This window comes from Variovorax sp. VaC1, from assembly GCF_043658315.1.
GTDB lineage: Bacteria > Pseudomonadota > Gammaproteobacteria > Burkholderiales > Burkholderiaceae_C > Variovorax.
Window position 1 is genome coordinate 383,056 of sequence record NZ_JBIGLT010000004.1, and the last position, 15,853, is coordinate 398,908.

15 protein-coding genes are annotated in these 15,853 nt (G+C 63.8%); 14 read left to right on the plus strand and 1 reads right to left on the minus strand.

Translation table 11 applies throughout. The annotated features are described in order from the left end of the window. Positions 1-29 precede the first annotated feature (29 nt). The 14 genes from ACGLHS_RS18655 (at position 30) to ACGLHS_RS18720 (ending at position 14,846) form a co-directional block, all read left to right on the plus strand. Positions 30-1,028 carry a Bug family tripartite tricarboxylate transporter substrate binding protein gene (locus tag ACGLHS_RS18655; RefSeq protein ID WP_394482066.1) on the plus strand — a complete coding sequence of 333 codons (999 nt, stop codon included), beginning with the start codon at positions 30-32 and terminating at the stop codon, positions 1,026-1,028. 133 nt (positions 1,029-1,161) lie between these two features. Next, entirely contained in the window at positions 1,162-3,030 is a 1,869-nt protein-coding gene (locus ACGLHS_RS18660; RefSeq protein WP_394482493.1) for an acyl-CoA synthetase, read from the plus strand. Positions 3,031-3,070: 40 nt separating this feature from the next. Further along, positions 3,071-4,072, plus strand: a complete 1,002-nt coding sequence (locus ACGLHS_RS18665) for a Bug family tripartite tricarboxylate transporter substrate binding protein (RefSeq protein ID WP_394482068.1) — start codon at positions 3,071-3,073, stop codon at positions 4,070-4,072. Between the two features lie 30 nt (positions 4,073-4,102). Continuing rightward, on the plus strand, positions 4,103-4,852 hold the full coding sequence (locus ACGLHS_RS18670) for an electron transfer flavoprotein subunit beta/FixA family protein (RefSeq protein WP_394482070.1): 750 nt from the start codon (positions 4,103-4,105) through the stop codon (positions 4,850-4,852). A gap of 2 nt (positions 4,853-4,854) precedes the next feature. Further along, positions 4,855-5,787, plus strand: a complete 933-nt coding sequence (locus ACGLHS_RS18675) for an electron transfer flavoprotein subunit alpha/FixB family protein (RefSeq protein ID WP_394482072.1) — start codon at positions 4,855-4,857, stop codon at positions 5,785-5,787. Positions 5,788-5,802: 15 nt separating this feature from the next. Next, a complete protein-coding gene (locus ACGLHS_RS18680; RefSeq protein ID WP_394482074.1) occupies positions 5,803-6,774 on the plus strand; it encodes an NAD(P)H-dependent flavin oxidoreductase in 972 nt (323 codons plus the stop codon). Between the two features lie 432 nt (positions 6,775-7,206). Further along, positions 7,207-7,476 carry a hypothetical protein gene (locus tag ACGLHS_RS18685; protein ID WP_394482076.1) on the plus strand — a complete coding sequence of 90 codons (270 nt, stop codon included), beginning with the start codon at positions 7,207-7,209 and terminating at the stop codon, positions 7,474-7,476. 700 nt (positions 7,477-8,176) lie between these two features. Next, positions 8,177-9,364: a hypothetical protein gene (locus ACGLHS_RS18690; protein ID WP_394482078.1), complete on the plus strand. Its 1,188-nt coding sequence runs from the start codon at positions 8,177-8,179 to the stop codon at positions 9,362-9,364. Next, complete coding sequence (locus ACGLHS_RS18695; protein WP_394482080.1) at positions 9,351-10,034, plus strand: DUF2971 domain-containing protein; 684 nt, start codon at positions 9,351-9,353, stop codon at positions 10,032-10,034. Before ACGLHS_RS18690 ends, ACGLHS_RS18695 begins: the two co-directional genes overlap by 14 nt. A 161-nt stretch (positions 10,035-10,195) precedes the next feature. After that, positions 10,196-10,645: a hypothetical protein gene (locus ACGLHS_RS18700; protein WP_394482082.1), complete on the plus strand. Its 450-nt coding sequence runs from the start codon at positions 10,196-10,198 to the stop codon at positions 10,643-10,645. Between the two features lie 7 nt (positions 10,646-10,652). Then, on the plus strand, positions 10,653-11,270 hold the full coding sequence (locus tag ACGLHS_RS18705) for a Shedu anti-phage system protein SduA domain-containing protein (RefSeq protein WP_394482084.1): 618 nt from the start codon (positions 10,653-10,655) through the stop codon (positions 11,268-11,270). A 503-nt stretch (positions 11,271-11,773) separates the two neighbouring features. Continuing rightward, positions 11,774-12,406, plus strand: coding sequence for a TRAP transporter small permease (locus ACGLHS_RS18710; RefSeq protein ID WP_394482086.1), 633 nt, complete (start codon positions 11,774-11,776; stop codon positions 12,404-12,406). Next, the gene (locus ACGLHS_RS18715; RefSeq protein ID WP_093244662.1) at positions 12,403-13,701 is read left to right on the plus strand and encodes a TRAP transporter large permease; all 1,299 of its coding nucleotides are present in this window, start codon (positions 12,403-12,405) and stop codon (positions 13,699-13,701) included. Before ACGLHS_RS18710 ends, ACGLHS_RS18715 begins: the two co-directional genes overlap by 4 nt. Before the next feature lie 107 nt (positions 13,702-13,808). Then, positions 13,809-14,846: a DctP family TRAP transporter solute-binding subunit gene (locus tag ACGLHS_RS18720; protein WP_394482089.1), complete on the plus strand. Its 1,038-nt coding sequence runs from the start codon at positions 13,809-13,811 to the stop codon at positions 14,844-14,846. A 20-nt stretch (positions 14,847-14,866) separates the two neighbouring features. Here the strand turns inward: ACGLHS_RS18720 and ACGLHS_RS18725 are convergent, their stop codons facing one another. After that, entirely contained in the window at positions 14,867-15,832 is a 966-nt protein-coding gene (locus ACGLHS_RS18725) for a GlxA family transcriptional regulator (RefSeq protein WP_394482091.1), read from the minus strand. Positions 15,833-15,853 lie beyond the last annotated feature (21 nt).

The following is a 15,853-nucleotide window of genomic DNA, read 5'->3' on the forward strand; positions in this document are numbered from 1 at the left end:
TTCCCCTGCTCCCTGAATTGAAGAAGTCCATGGCCTCCCTCGCTTTCCGTTCCCTTCGCAGTCCCCTTCGCCGTGCACTCCTTGCCCTGGCCCTCCCGCTCGTGGCCGGCACTGCCTTCGCACAAGCCTGGCCCACCAAGCCGATCACGCTGATCGTGCCCTTCCCGCCCGGCGGCCCGACCGACGTGGCCTCGCGCATCGTGGCGCAGAAGATGTCGGTCGCGCTCAAGCAGAGCATCGTGATCGACAACCGCAGCGGCGCCTCGGGCACCGTGGGCGCGGCCGCCGCGGCCCGCGCCACGCCCGATGGCTACACCTTCGTGATGCTGGCCACGCCGACGCTGCTGGCCTCGCACCTGTACGGCCCGACCGGCTACGACATCTTCAAGAACTTCACGCCCGTGGGTTCGGTGTATGACCTGCCGATCGTGCTGGTGGTCAACCCCAAGTCGCTGCCCGACGTGAACGGCGTGCAGGACCTGATCGCCAAGGCCAAGGCCGAGGGCGGCAAGCTCAACTACACGACGGCCGGCGCCGGCAGCTTCGGCCACCTGACGACCGAACAGCTCAAGACCATCGGCAAGTTCGACATGCAGCACGTGCCCTACCGCGGCAGCGCACCGGCCGTGACCGACCTGATCGGTGGCCAGGTGCCCGCCATGTTCTCCGACCTCGTGGGCGTGCTGCCGCACATCAAGGCCGGCAAGCTGCGCGCCATCGCCGTGGGCTCGGGCCAGCGCGTGAGCCTGCTGCCCGACGTGAAGACCGTGGCCGAACAAGGCTTCCCCGGCTTCGACGCCACCTCGTGGGGCGGCCTGCTGGCACCGGCCGGCACGCCCAAGGACGTGATCGACCGCATGAGCGCCGCGCTGAAGAACGCGCTGGCCGACAAGGAAGTGCAGGACAAGCTGCAGAGCGTGGGCTCCTTCGCGGCCTACCGCACGCCCGAGCAGACCGGCGTGCGCATGAAGCAGGACTTCGAGCGCTGGGGCAAGGTCATTCGCGACAACCACATCACGAACCAGTAAAACAACCGGCTGCCGACAGGGCGACACCATCAAGGAGACAGACATGACAGACAAAGACAAGAACAACAACAACTACAAGACCCCGGTCGGCGCGCCGTTCCGCCCCGCGTTTCCCGTTCGCAGCCTCGCGGACATCCACAAGCTCGAAGAGACGCCGCTGGCGCAGGCGCTCACGGTGCGCAGCACCTACGAGATCTTTCGCAACGCCGGCGCGGCCTTCGGCAACAAGACCGCGCTGACCTTCCTGCGCACCGGCAACCCGGCGGACGAGCCCATCCGTTGGTCGTATGCCGAGCTGCTTGCGCGCATCCACCAGACCGCCAATCTGCTGCACTCGCTGGGCGTGAGGCCGGACGATGCGGTGGCCGTGCTGCTGCCCGGTTGCCTCGAATACCACCTCGCACTCTGGGGCGGCGAGGCGGCCGGCATCGTGCAGCCGCTCAACCCGCTGCTGACCGACGAGAAGCTGGTGGCGCTGATGACCGCCGGCCGCGCCAAGGTACTGATCGCCTATGGCTCGGACAGCGAATCGGGCATGTGGTCGAAGGCCATGCGCCTGCGCGGGCAGGTGCCCACGCTCACCACCGTGCTGCGCGTGGCGCCGCACGACGAAGCGCCCGGTGCAGCCGGTGCGTTGCCCGACGGCGTGGCCGAGTTCGATGTGCTGCGCGCCGCGCAACCGAGCGACCGCCTCGTGAGCGGCCGCGACATCGCACCCACCGACATCGCCGCCTACTTCCACACCGGCGGCACCACCGGTGCGCCGAAGCTCGCGCGCCACAGCCACGGCGCGCAGGTGTTCACCGCCTGGGCCAGCGTGCAGGTCGCGGGCATGAACGAGAACGGCATCTCCATCAACGGCTACCCGCTGTTCCATGTGGCGGGCGTGCTGCCGGCTTCGCTGTCGTCGCTGTCGGCCGGCGTGGAAGTGATCATTCCCACCACCTCGCTGCTGCGCAACAAGGAGGTGCTGGCCAACTACTGGAAGCTGGTGGCGAAGTACCGCCCGACCTCGCTGTCGGCCGTGCCCACCGTGCTGGCGGCGCTGGCCAACGTGCCGCTCGACGGCGCGGACATTTCCTCCATCACCTACTGCCGCACCGGCGCCGCGGTGCTCGCGCCCGAGCTGGCCGCGCGCTTCGAGCGCCTGTTCGGGCTGCATGTGCACGAGAGCCTGGGCATGACCGAGATGGCCGGCATCTCGACCATCACGCCGCCGGGCGTGAGCGGGCCCGCGGGCTGCGTCGGCTTTCGCCTGCCCTACATGCAGATGCGCGTGGTGGCGCTCGACGAGAACGGCAACGCGAGCGACCGCGAGATGCCGCAAGGCGAGCAGGGCATGGTGCTGTTCAAGTCGCCCAATGTGTTCTCGGGTTTCGTGGACCCTGCGGACAACGCCAAGGCCTTCACGGCCGACGGCTGGCTCGCCACCGGCGACCTGGGCTGGATCGACAGCGAGCAACGCCTGAACCTCACAGGCCGCTCGAAGGACCTGATCATCCGCAGCGGCCACAACATCGACCCCAAGACCATCGAGGACGCACTGGGCGCGCACCCCGCCGTGCAGTTGTGCGCAGCGGTCGGCGCGCCCGATGCCTACGCGGGCGAGCTGCCGGTGATCTTCGCGACGCTGGTGCCCGGCGCGTCGGCCACCGAAGAAGAACTGCTGGCCTTCACCGCCGCGCGCGTGGACGAGGCACCCGCGCGGCCCAAGTGGGTGTCGGTGATCGCGACCATGCCGATGACCAACGTCGGAAAGATCTACAAGCCCGAGCTGCGCGCCATGGCCGCGCGGCAGGTGGTGGCCGCAACGGTCGCCGAGGTGTGCGCGGCACTCGGCGTGAGCGCCGCCGCAAGCCCCGAAGTGACGACCGAAGGCGAGAGCCTCGTGCGCGTGCGGATCGATGCAACGGCAGCAGGCACGCTGGCCGCACCGCTGCAGGAACGGCTGCAGAAGGCGCTGGAGCCGCTGCCCTTCAAGACGCGCATCGCGCTGCAGTGACGACAAGAATTTTCAAAACGGAGAAACAGAGAGGACAACCATGAAGTTCAGCATCATCCCGAACCGCCGTGCCCTGCTGTGCGCAACCGCCGCCGTCACCACGCTGTGCGCGCTGGCCCCGGCCCATGCGCAGGCGCCCTACCCGAACAAGCCGGTCCGCCTGGTCGTGCCCTTCGCCGCCGGCGGTGCCACCGACGTGCTCGCGCGCGTGATCGGCCAGAAGCTGTCGGCAGGCCTCGGCCAGCCCGTCATCATCGACAACAGGCCCGGCGCGGCCGGCATCATCGGCACCGACGCGGTCGCCAAGGCCGCGCCCGATGGCTACACCATCGTGCTGGGCCTGAGCAACTCGCTGATGACCAACGAGTTTCTCTACGAGAAGCTGCCCTACGACACGGCACGCGACCTCACGCTGGTCTACCAGATCGCGATGGCGCCGCTGGTGCTGGTGGTGCACCCCAGCGTGCCCGTGAAGACCGCCCCCGAGCTGCTGAAGTACGTCGTCGCCAACAAGGGCAAGGTGGCCTACGGCTCGTACGGCATCGGCGCGTACCCGCACCTGGCCGGCGCGCACATGAGCCTGGCGACGCAGTCCGACATGAACCACGTCGCCTACAAGGGCGAGGCGCCGATGATGCAGGACCTGATCGGCGGCCAGATCCAGATGGCCTATGCCAGCGCGCTGGTGGCCAAGCCGCACATCGATTCCGGAAAAATCCGCGCCATCGGCGTGAGCGGCGAGCGCCGCATGAGCACCCTGCCCGACGTGCCCACGCTGGCCGAGCAAGGCCTGAAGGACGAGGCCTACCGCGTGACCGGCTGGCTCGCCATCGCGGTGCCCGCCAAGACACCCAAGCCCATCGTGGACCGCCTCGCGCAGGAAGTGCGCAAGGCCACGCAGCAGCCCGACGTGCAGCAGCGCGTGGCCGCCATGGGCTTCGAGATCAAGGACAGCTCGCCCGAACTCTTCGCCGCCGCATGGAAGGCCGAGCGCCCGGTGTGGGAGCGCCTCATCAAGCAGTCGGGCGCCAAGCTCGAGTAACTCATTCTTCAGTCATTCAAAGGAACAGCCATGAAGGTTCTGGTACCTGTCAAACGGGTCGTCGATTACAACGTGAAGGTGCGCGTGAAGAGCGACGGCACCGGGGTGGACATTGCCAACGTCAAGATGAGCATGAACCCCTTCGACGAGATCGCAGTGGAAGAAGCGGTGCGCCTGAAGGAAAAGGGCGTGGTCACCGAAGTGATCGCCGTGTCGTGCGGCGATGCCAAGTGCCAGGAAACCCTGCGCACAGCCATGGCCATCGGTGCCGATCGCGGCATCCTCGTTGAAACCACCGAAGAGCTGCAGCCCCTGGCTGTCGCCAAGCTGCTGAAGGCGCTGGTGGACAAGGAGCAGCCGTCTCTCATCATTCTTGGCAAGCAAGCCATCGACGACGACGCCAACCAGACCGGCCAGATGCTGGCTGCCCTGGCTGACCTGCCGCAAGCCACCTTCGCCTCCAAGGTCGAAGTCGCAGGCGACAAAGCCACTGTGACGCGTGAAGTCGACGGCGGCCTGGAAACCGTTGCTCTCAGCCTGCCGGCCGTCATCACGACCGACCTGCGCCTGAACGAGCCGCGCTACGTCACCTTGCCCAACATCATGAAGGCCAAGAAGAAGCAGCTGGACACCTTCAAGCCCGAAGACCTGGGCGTGGACGTCAAGCCCCGCCTGAAGACCCTGAAGGTCAGCGAGCCCCCGAAGCGTGGCGCCGGCATCAAGGTGCCTGACGTGGCGACGCTGGTGGACAAACTGAAGAATGAAGCGAAGGTGATCTGAACATGACCGCACTTGTTATTGCCGAACACGACCACGCCAGCATCAAGCCGGCCACCCTCAACACCGTGACTGCAGCCATTGCCTGCGGCGGCGACGTCCATGTGCTCGTGGCTGGTGCCAATGCGGCAGAAGCCGCCAAGGCGGCCGCGCAGATCGTGGGCGTTTCCAAGGTCATTGCAGCAGACAGCCCGAGCCTTGCTGAAAACCTCGCCGAGAACGTTGCAGCGCAAGTGCTGGCGATTGCCGGCAACTACAGCCACATCCTGTTCCCCTCGACCGCCAACGGCAAGAACGTCGCGCCGCGCGTGGCTGCCAAGCTTGACGTGGCGCAGATCAGCGACATCACCAAGGTCGACAGCCCAGACACCTTCGAGCGCCCGATCTACGCCGGCAACGCGATTGCCACGGTGCAGAGCAGCGACGCCACCAAGGTGATCACGGTCCGCACGACCGGCTTCGATGCCGCAGCTGCCACCGGTGGCAGCGCCACCGTCGAAACCGCCGAAGGCGTCGCAGACAGCGGCAAGAGCAGCTTCGTGGGCCGCGAAGTCACCAAGAGCGAACGCCCTGAACTGACGGCAGCCAAGATCATCGTCTCCGGTGGCCGGGCTCTCGGCAGCGCCGAGAAGTTCACCGAAGTGATGGCCCCGCTGGCCGACAAGCTGAACGCGGGCCTGGGCGCCAGCCGCGCAGCCGTCGATGCGGGCTACGCCCCCAACGACTGGCAAGTGGGCCAGACCGGCAAGATCGTTGCGCCGCAGCTGTACATCGCAGCCGGCATCTCTGGCGCGATCCAGCACTTGGCCGGCATGAAGGACTCCAAGGTGATCGTGGCGATCAACAAGGACGAAGAAGCGCCGATCTTCTCGGTGGCCGACTATGGCCTCGTGGCCGACCTGTTCGTGGCTGTGCCCGAGCTGGTCAAGGCGCTGTAAGAGGACGCGCGACAGATGAAGACCCGCATCACCGAACTGCTCGGCATTCGCTACCCCATCATCCAGGGCGGCATGCAATGGGTGGGCCGCGCCGAGCTGGCGGCGGCCGTGTCGAACGCCGGCGGCCTGGGCATCGTGACCGCGCTCACGCAGCCCACGCCCGACGACCTGCGCAATGAAATCGCACGCACCCGCACGCTCACCGACAAGCCCTTCGGCGTGAACCTCACGATCCTGCCGGCGGTGAAGCCGCCGCCGTATGCCGAGTACGTGCAGGCCATCATCGACAGCGGCATCAAAATCGTGGAGACCGCGGGCAACAGCCCGAAGGACTTCATCGAGGCGCTGAAGCGGCACGACGTGAAGATCGTGCACAAGTGCACCTCGGTGCGCCATGCGCTGTCGGCGGAACGCAATGGCGTCGATGCGGTGTCGGTCGACGGCTTCGAGTGCGCGGGCCATCCGGGCGAAGACGACGTGCCCGGCCTCGTGCTGCTGCCCATCGCCGCGCGCAAGCTGCGCATTCCGATCATCGCGTCGGGCGGCATCGCCGACGGGCGCGGCATGGCTGCAGCGCTCGCGCTGGGTGCCGAGGGCGTGAACATGGGCACGCGCTTCTGCGTGACGAAGGAAGCGCCGATCCACGACAACATCAAGCAGGCGCTGGTCGATGCGACCGAGCGCGACACCAAGCTGATGTTTCGCACCATGCGCAACACCGCGCGAGTGTTCCGCAACGCGATCTCCGAAGAGGTGGTGGCGACGGAGAACCGCCCCGGCGGCTGCGAGTTCGAGGAAGTGCGCCCGCTGGTCGCCGGTGCGCGCGGTCGTGCGGCGCTGGAGTCGGGCGAGGTGAACAACGGTGTGGTTTCGGCCGGCCAGTGCATCGGCCTGATCGACGACATTCCGACCTGCGCCGAGTTGCTCGAACGCATGGTGCGCGAGTGCCGCGAGCACCTGGACCGGGCACGGTCCTGGATGGACTGAGTCTTTCTGTTCGCCTTCGGGGGCGTTCACGCCGACGGGGTACCTTGTTGCTCCGCGAATGTCCCCCGGCCTTCGGCCTCCTCCTTGATTTCGCTGCGCAAGGCACCCCACCAGCGTGATCGTTCAGAGCCACTGCGGAAGCTGCATTTATTGGCGGTTGCCAAGACTTCGTGCCGCATGAGCCGGCTACTTCGCCGGGTTCTTCTCTAGAGTGAATGCCCCTGTCACTCGACACCCCACCAAGGGGAGAAGAAAGCGCAACACACCACCCAACCACCACCGAGATGTTTGAAGGCTGCTTGCCTCGCGGCAGGTTGTCGGTGCGAAAGCAGCGATGCAGATGCGAGGTATCAAAAGGCGACGGCCAGGGTGTTACGAGCACCCCAGCCGTCTAACCAAAAACGTGCAATCACCTCTAAGGAGCGCACATAGATGGCTACCAAGACTATAGCCCGGCCTCGCACGCCGGTAGCTCCCGAAGACAACGCCCAAGACCCGGCGGATCTTCTCGAAAACACCCTCTCTCAACTCGAAGCTCTCCTGTGGGCCTGCCACGGGAAAGACATCGACTGGTGCAGCGGGGAAGGGCCTCGTCAACTGGACAACCTGCTTTGGCTTGCGGCTGAACTGGCGCGCAAGGCTGGGGAGTTGTTTCAGGTGAGCGAGAAGGCGCGACGTGGGGCGTCTGAGACTGGCGGGTAGGAGCTGGTCTGCGGGCTGCGTTTCGCGGCCCGCTCTGGCGGACGGGCTCTCTCTTGGGGACAACTGCTGAAGCCTTCGCGATGGCAGGTATTCGGTTTGGTTGAGGTTGCTTGTGAGGTAGCTCTCAATGGCAGCTAGATGCTCCATGCTGATCGTCGACACACAATGCGAGTATCCGCATTGCTGGGCGGCGGCGGGCTGTCGCTGCCCACGGCTAGACCTCCGAGTCCAGCTAAGAGGAGAGGCTCTGGCACCCCATGAAACCTACGGATCAAACAAAACAATGAGTCGGCTCGGCCTCGCGTTTTGCACTCTGTACGGAGCTATTACGGGCGTGTGCGCTGCCTTGGCCATCACAAGCAGCGGCGACCCGAAGGGCCGATTCGTATTCCTTCAACTCCCCATTGCGCTTCAAGCCGCGTCTTTGGATGCGCTCGGCTTCGGGTGGATCCTCGAGCACCTGTCGTGGGAAGCCGCATATCTCGTGCTTGGAATACCGACTCTCGCCGTGCTTTACCTCGCCGGGAGATTTCTAGGTGGATATTTGCGCTGAGGTATCGCTCAGGCGCGACGGGAGAATGCGACCAAGAGCGGACCTTCGACATGGTCCGTTGGATTGGGTGGAGTTCGGGATGAGTCGCTATAGTCCGGCCAGCGGAATTTAATCGATAACCAACAGGTCGTTAATCGGAGGAGAAACATGCCTACCCTGTTTTTCATGCCGTGGACGCACGTTAAAGCAGCAGGACGTGCTGGCCCAATTTCGCTCGTGCCTTACAAGCGCGGTATCTCGCCTGGCTCTTTGGGAAAAACCACCCAAAAAACCCTTGATGCCATCATTGGGAACTACGCGGACCGTGCCTTCATCCAGAACACAGACTCGACGGTACCAGTGCGCGAGGCGCTCATCCTGCAATGGCCCGGAGACGATGAGCGCGAGAGCTTGCTCACCGATACCGAGATTCAAGAGCGCTTGAAGCAGATGCAGCTGCTGACCTTTGCCGCGCTTTCAGATCGGCGATTTGGAACGCACTGGAATTACTGCAACGCTGACGGCTTGATTGCCACGGCACAGCATTTCTCTGAAGATAACCCGGCAGCAACCGCGATTACGACTCGCCGGCGTGACGGGAGCGGCCTGAGCTACATGGCGGGCGGGACAGGAAAGCCGCTCTTTCTACGACCCATGCACGTTTCGGACAGGTACGCGCTCAGCATGGATGGCAACTTTGCGCTTGCGCTGCTAAACGTGCCCGACGGGCCGCTGCGAGACCAGCTGTTGGATTGCCTCACTCTGTTCAACAAAGCCAACACGGATGCGAACGAAGTCCCCCCCTCGGCCGAGATCGTGTTCATGCGGGCCGCGCTAGAAACGCTGCTTGGTGCCAGCCACTTGACCGCGGACCTGAAGATCAAGCTTCTGAATCTCATGTCTCCGCACCTTGGGCCTGTCGATTGGCATGACGTTCACATTTCGCCCAAGACATGGCAAGACCGGTGGAACAACGAGGAGCGACCTTTCTCGGCGTGGCTCGCAGACTTCTGCCATTGGCGAAACGAAGGTGCGCACGGTAAGGCCGCGGCCAAGAAATTCCCTGATCCCGTCTGGTCGCTCTGGAATCATCTGTTATTCATAAGCTGGCTCATGAGCCGCATCGTTAAGGTCCTTCTTGCCGACCATGGCCTGTACACCCTCACGCAAGACGACAAAGACGAACTGGGAAACATCGAGCTGTTCTTCACTTACGACATCATGGCTCTTGATGGGAAGGATCAGCTGTACTGGCACACGGTTCTCGGGCATGTGCAACACCTGCAACTTGGCCGAGCGCTATACGAGGCAACGAAGACAGGCTCATCAATAGGAGAAGAAGATGGAGAAAGTTAGGCGGCTGTACTACTTGACCGGGGTAATGACGGGCATCGCATGCATCGCCATGCAGCGGCTCAAAGTGTCGCGATTCGTTGACCTCAACGATCCATTCGAACTCATGGGAGTGAACGTAAATGACTCGATAACTCGGAAGGCGTTTAGAGCGACACGGGACGAGTTGAACAAAACCAAGGGACTGATCTGCTTCACCCAGGACTGGAAGAGCCCGCTCATGTGGGGACACTATGCAGACAAGCACGCGGGGATGGCTCTCGGCTTCGACATTCCTTCTGAGCTCCTCACGGATGTGAACTACGCGACCCGGCTGTTCAACCTGCAGCTTGACCCGAAAACAAAAAGGCCAGTCCAAGGGACTGTGGACATGCTCATCGCTACGAAGTTCGCCGACTGGAGTTATGAGAAAGAGTGTCGGATGTTTGTGAGCTTGGACCCCAAAGAGGCCGAAGGCGGCATGTACTTCGTGCCGTTTTCCAATGACCTCAAGTTTCGCGAGATCGTTCTGGGTCCGCGCAGCAACTACAAGATTGCCGAAATCCGGGCCCTTGCCAAGAAGGTTTCTGGCGAGGACGAAGTCAAGGTGACACAGTCACGCATTGCCTTTTCGCGATTTGAGGTCTTGGAGAACAAGGTGGCGACTGCGGCTGACAAGGAACTCGACATCTAGAGGTTGATCGAGCACGTAAGTTGCGATCATGATATTCCGCATGTCTAGGTTTGACGAGCCAGTGCAGGCCCGAAGCAGTGCAAGCGACGTGCGTGGATTCGACGAGTGACGGAGGGCGCTTAACAGCTCCTCGTCGATATATTGAGTCAACGGAAAGGCCAATGAAATCCATCAAGCTCTCGGCGTTCGCGATAGCGAACATTAAGTCGATGACCCCCGCCCAGGTACGGTCTGTAAATGAAGCGATCTCGAAGCTGCAGACCGACGGTATCCAAACCAGTTCGCTGAATGTCACTCGTCTGCCTTCCAAGCAGGGCTATGTAGTCAGGGCCAACTCAGGCACTCGTTTGACTGTCATGCATGGAGGAGGTGGCCATTTGTTGGTGGATGATGTCTTCGTGAACACGTCACCGGCAGCAAAGAAGGCTGTTGGTTCCGCGATCACAGCGGAAAAGAAGGCCCCATCGCGTTCGAGTTCAGTAGTCCAAAATGTCGCCGAGCCAACGGTTACCGGCTCGTCGACACGAGGAAAACGCCGAGATACCACTCATGTGATTGCCTCTGCCAAAAAGCCGACCGCCAAGAAGGCCACGGCGGCCAAGAAGGCTTGACCGTCGCATGAAGTCTCTTAAACCTTTGGCGTTTGACCTTGCCGTCGCCAAGACGGCCGTCGCTGCACTCCAGGCGCAATTCGCTACCGGCACGATCCGGAAGGAGCGATCCCAAATTCTTCCGCTGTTTCGCTCGAATCCACAGGTATCGATGGCCGCTACGAAGCTGCTGAGCTTCGAGGCCTCCCACTATGCGGAGGAACTAGATTTGATCGGCAACTTCGCCGCGGACTTCGCAGTTTGCGACCACCGAGGCGATGAAAGTACTGTTCTCCTCATCGAATGCGAGGCGTCTGGCGAAAAATCTGCTATGCGCAGAAACGGCAAGAAAGCGAACAGAGACTTCGGCGACGGTCTTCTGCGAGGTTTTGGCCAGGTGGTGGACTGGATGCGGTGCATCGAGGACCTTAGTGGCACCGCTGCGCTAGCAAACACCATGAACTTGCCACGGGGCGCGAACGTCAAGTGTTTCGGGCTAGTCCTCGTAGGACTGGATGTTGACTTGACCCCAGATGAACAGCAGCGCCTTCAATGGCTGTCGGCCAAATTGCGTCTTGCAGACGCGAGCGTCAACATCATGACTTACACAACGTTCCTCCGGCGCGTGGAAGCGCGGCTCACCTGATTCACCTAGACGGCGAGTATTGGCACATCCCCCTCATTGGTCGTCAGCCAAAGGGAACTGTTTGTCCCGTAGCAGCCTGCTATCCAACCTTTTGATGCTTGCCGGCGCAATGTAGACATAGTCGATTACCAAGCGGAAAATTTTTCAAGCAGTTTCTTTAAGACCGCTGCCAGTCTGAAGCGAACATAAACGCTGTCATACCAAAGTCGACCGCGACCAGACGCTAGCCCTTCGGACTTCTGCCTCTCCAGCATCCGCCTCTCACGAAAGCTCAGCGGTACGCGCCCACACGTCCATCTACAGCCCGCCGCCGTGGTCGAGCCGCCAACTTCACAGCCCCACGCACCTGGGAGTCGCCCGCAGGCCCCACAGCTAAGGAAACCCCCGATACATGCATGGTCATCGACGACCTAGCATGGAAGGTTGTTTCCCTGTCGAGGTGTACGGATCGCATCCCGGCGTCCGCCCGGTGACATGGCGTTTGCCTCACTGACCTTCCTGCGATGACAACTCCACCCGAGTCCGGCCCCACGCTGGACGCCGCCAGCCCCCTCCCCCCCGACATCGAAGCCGCCGACGAGCCGACCAAGGTGCCGCTGGCCATCGAGGACTGGCTCACGGTCATCATCATGGGCGCGCTGGCGCTCATCACCTTCGCCAACGTGCTGGTGCGCTACTTCACCGATTCGTCGTTCGCGTGGACCGAAGAGTTCTCGGTGTTCCTCATGATCATGTTGGCGCTGGTGGCCGGCTCGGCGGCCGTGGCGCGCGACCGGCACATCCGCATCGAGTACTTCTCGGAAAGCGGTTCGATGGCACGGCGCAAGCGGCTTGCGCAGTTCGGCGCGCTGACGATCGCGATCCTGTTCACCCTGATCGGCGCGCTCAGCATCCGCATGGTGTGGGACGACTACCACTTCGAGGAAACCACGCCGGGCATCGGCCTGCCGGCCTGGTGGTATTCGATCTGGCTGCCGATCGTGTCGTTTGCCATCGCGCTGCGCGCGGTCGGGCTCATGGTGCGCCGCGGCCGCAAGACGAACTACAAGTCCGACGCACCCGCCGCCGGCAAGAAGACAAGCAGCAGCAATAGCAGCAACAACAACAGCAGCGGCAGCAAGGGCGACGCCAAGTGATCGCCACGCTTCTCTTCGTCGCCTTCGTGGCGATGATGCTGGTGGGCGTGCCCATCGGCGCCGCGTTGGGCCTGGCCGGTGCCGCCTGCATCGCGCTGGCCAACAGCGACGCCCAATGGTTCGGCCTGCTGGCCGTGCCGCAGAACTTCTATGCGGGCCTGGGCAAGTACCCGCTGCTGGCGATTCCGATGTTCGTGCTGGTGGGTTCCATCTTCGACCGCTCGGGCGTGGCGCTGCGGCTCGTGAACTTCGCGATTGCCATCGTGGGCCGCGGCCCCGGCATGCTGCCGCTGGTGGCGATTGCGGTGGCGATGTTCCTCGGCGGCATCTCGGGCTCGGGCCCGGCCAATGCGGCGGCCGTGGGCGCGGTGATGATCGCGGCCATGTCGCGCGCGGGCTACCCACCGGCCTTCTCGGCCAGCGTGGTGGGTGCGGCGGCGGCCACCGACATCCTGATTCCGCCTTCGGTCGCGTTCATCGTGTACTCGGTGCTGGTGCCCGGTGCGTCGGTGCCGGCGCTGTTCGCGGCCGGCATGATCCCGGGCGTGATGGCCGGCCTGGCGTTGATGATCCCGGCCGTGATGCTGGCCCGCAAGCACAAGATGGGCGCGCTCGAATCGACGTTGCCGCGCCCGCCGTTCTGGAAGAGCTTTCGCGAAGCGACCTGGGGCCTTGCGGCGCCGGTGCTCATCCTCGGCGGCATGCGTGCGGGCTGGTTCACGCCGACTGAAGCGGCGGTGGTGGCGGTGTTCTACGGCCTGTTCGTGGGCATGTGCATCCACCGGACGATCAAGGTGCGCGACCTGTTCGTGATCCTGCGCGAGTCGGGCGAGCTGTCGGCGGTGATCCTGCTGGTGGTGTCGCTGGCGGGCATTTTTGCGTATTCGCTGTCGACGCTGGGCGTGATCGATCCGGTGACGCGCGCCATCGTGAATTCGGGGCTGGGCGAGTACGGCATCCTGGCGCTGCTGATCCTGCTGCTGATCACGGTGGGCATGTTCCTCGATGGGGTGTCGATCTTCCTGATCTTCGTGCCGCTGCTGCTGCCGATCGTGCAGCACTACAAGTGGGACCCGGTGTGGTTCGGCGTGATCCTCACGCTGAAGGTGGCGTTGGGCCAGTTCACGCCGCCGCTCGCGGTCAATCTCATGGTGTCGTGCCGCATCGCCAATGTGCGCATGGAAGAGACGGTGCGATGGGTGGGCTGGATGCTGTTCTCGATGTTCGTGGTGATGGTGCTGGTCATCATCTTTCCGGAACTGGCGCTGTGGTTGCCGCGCAAGCTTGGGTACTAGGGAGGGGAGTACCCGGTGTCCTGTGCACACACCCGAACAGCGCTCACCCGCGTTCCATTGAAAAGTTTTCAGTGCCAGTCAGTGTTCAAACAATAAGGAGACGTCTCATGAAATTCTGCCGCACCCTGCTGGGCCTTGCCGTGGCCGCGACCGCATTCGGCTTTGCCAGTACCGCCGCCATCGCGCAAGGCAACTACAAGCCCGAATACAAGATGTCCCTCGTGCTCGGCCCGCCGACGCCCTGGGGCCAGGCCGGAAAGATCTGGGCCGACATGGTCAAGGAGCGCACCCAGGGCCGCATCAACATCAAGCTGTACCCCGGCGTGTCGCTCATCCAGGGTGACCAGACCCGCGAGTTCAGCGCGCTGCGCCAGGGCGTCATCGACATGGCCGTGGGCTCGACCATCAACTGGTCGCCGCAGGTCAAGCAGCTCAACCTGTTCTCCATGCCCTTCCTGATGCCCGACTACGCGGCCATCGACGCGCTCACGCAAGGCGACGTCGGCAAGGAGATGTTCAAGACGCTAGAGAAGGCCGGCGTCGTGCCCCTCGCCTGGGGCGAGAACGGCTACCGCGAGATCACCAACTCGAAGAAGCCGATCAAGTCGCCCGCCGACATGAAGGGCATGAAGATCCGCGTGGTCGGCTCGCCGATCTATTCGGACATGTTCACCGCGCTCGGCGCCAACCCCACGCAGATGAGCTGGGCCGATGCACAGCCCGCGCTCGCGAGCGGCGCGGTCGATGGGCAAGAGAACCCGCTGTTTCTGTTCACCGTGCTCAAGATGCAGACCGTGGGCCAGAAGTTCGTGACCACCTGGGGCTACGTGGCCGACCCGCTGGTGTTCGTGGTCAACAAGGAAATCTGGGCCTCGTGGACGCCGGCCGACCAGGCCATCGTGCGCCAGGCGGCCATCGATGCCGGCAAGGAAGAAATCGCCATCGCGCGCAAGGGCCTGGTGGAAGCCGACAAGCCGGTGCTGAAAGACATCGCGGGCATGGGCGTGACGGTGACCAACCTCACGCCGGCAGAGCGCGAAGCCTTCGTGAAGGCGACGCGGCCGGTGTACGACAAGTGGAAGTCCACCGTGGGCGTGGAGCTGGTCGCCAACGCCGAGAAGGCGATTGCGGCGCGCAAGAAGTAATAGGAAGCAGCGCGCTTCAATCAGCAGCGGTACCGGCTCGGGTTCGCGCCGGTCACCTTCTTCATCAGGCGCCGCAATGCGGTGGCGTCCTGATAGCCGACGGCGCCGGCCACCTGCTCGACCGTCATGCGGCTGGTTTCGAGCAGTGCCCGCGCGCGGCGCAGCCTGACGCCCAGCACCAGCGCCTGCGTGCTCTTGCCGGTGGCCTTCTGGATGTGGCGCGACAGCGTGCGTTCGGACATGCAGAACTCGCGCGCCAGCGCGCTCACCGTGGGCGGTGCCGGCAATGCGGACTCGATGCGCGCGGCGACCTTGGCCACGAGGTCGTTGCCGCTGGCCATCGCCTCGGGGACGATGAACGGGGCCTGGGCCTGACGCCCATCGATCAGCAGCATGCGCGAAACCAGATCGGCCAGTGCGTTACCGAAGCGTTCGCGCAGCAGGTGCAGCATGAGATCGGTCTGGGCGAAAGCGGCACCGGCCGTGACCACGGGGCCATCGGAACACACCATGCGGTCGGCATCGACGGCGCAGCCGGGCGCCATTCTTTGAAGCAGCGGTGCGTGCCACCATGATGTGGTCGCGCGTCGGCCTTCGAGCAGGCCCGCCGCGTGCAGAAGGAACACTGCCGAACACGATGCAGCCACAGGCCCACCCGCCCGTGCATGCCGCGCAAGGCCGGCAACGGCCTTGGCTGTATCGGCGTCTTCGAGGCGTTGCCGGACCTGTGCCGATGTGTTCAACCCCAGGCCCGGCAGCACCCATGTCGAACGGTCGTCCCTGGGCCTTGCGGGCAGCCTGGCGGTGTCGATGGTCATGCCGCCCTGCAGCCGCACCGTGCCGCCCTCGGCCGAGCAGAGGCGCCAGCGCGGTGCGGCCACGCCGGCCCTGGCCGCCAACGCACTTGCCGCGGCGAGGATGTCGAGCGTGACCGCCACGCTGCTGGCGTACGCGTCCTCCAGAACCAGGACGGTGAAATCGTGCATGTCGGATGGCGCCTTAAAACA

Coding starts and splice junctions, on each gene's coding strand:
- ACGLHS_RS18655 (WP_394482066.1), top strand. CDS start 30: ATGGCCTCCCTCGCTTTCCGTTCCCTTCGCAGTCCCCTTCGCCGTGCA.
- ACGLHS_RS18665 (WP_394482068.1), top strand. CDS start 3,071: ATGAAGTTCAGCATCATCCCGAACCGCCGTGCCCTGCTGTGCGCAACC.
- ACGLHS_RS18670 (WP_394482070.1), top strand. CDS start 4,103: ATGAAGGTTCTGGTACCTGTCAAACGGGTCGTCGATTACAACGTGAAG.
- ACGLHS_RS18675 (WP_394482072.1), top strand. CDS start 4,855: ATGACCGCACTTGTTATTGCCGAACACGACCACGCCAGCATCAAGCCG.
- ACGLHS_RS18680 (WP_394482074.1), top strand. CDS start 5,803: ATGAAGACCCGCATCACCGAACTGCTCGGCATTCGCTACCCCATCATC.
- ACGLHS_RS18685 (WP_394482076.1), top strand. CDS start 7,207: ATGGCTACCAAGACTATAGCCCGGCCTCGCACGCCGGTAGCTCCCGAA.
- ACGLHS_RS18690 (WP_394482078.1), top strand. CDS start 8,177: ATGCCTACCCTGTTTTTCATGCCGTGGACGCACGTTAAAGCAGCAGGA.
- ACGLHS_RS18695 (WP_394482080.1), top strand. CDS start 9,351: ATGGAGAAAGTTAGGCGGCTGTACTACTTGACCGGGGTAATGACGGGC.
- ACGLHS_RS18700 (WP_394482082.1), top strand. CDS start 10,196: ATGAAATCCATCAAGCTCTCGGCGTTCGCGATAGCGAACATTAAGTCG.
- ACGLHS_RS18705 (WP_394482084.1), top strand. CDS start 10,653: ATGAAGTCTCTTAAACCTTTGGCGTTTGACCTTGCCGTCGCCAAGACG.
- ACGLHS_RS18710 (WP_394482086.1), top strand. CDS start 11,774: ATGACAACTCCACCCGAGTCCGGCCCCACGCTGGACGCCGCCAGCCCC.
- ACGLHS_RS18720 (WP_394482089.1), top strand. CDS start 13,809: ATGAAATTCTGCCGCACCCTGCTGGGCCTTGCCGTGGCCGCGACCGCA.
- ACGLHS_RS18725 (WP_394482091.1), bottom strand. CDS start 15,832: ATGCACGATTTCACCGTCCTGGTTCTGGAGGACGCGTACGCCAGCAGC.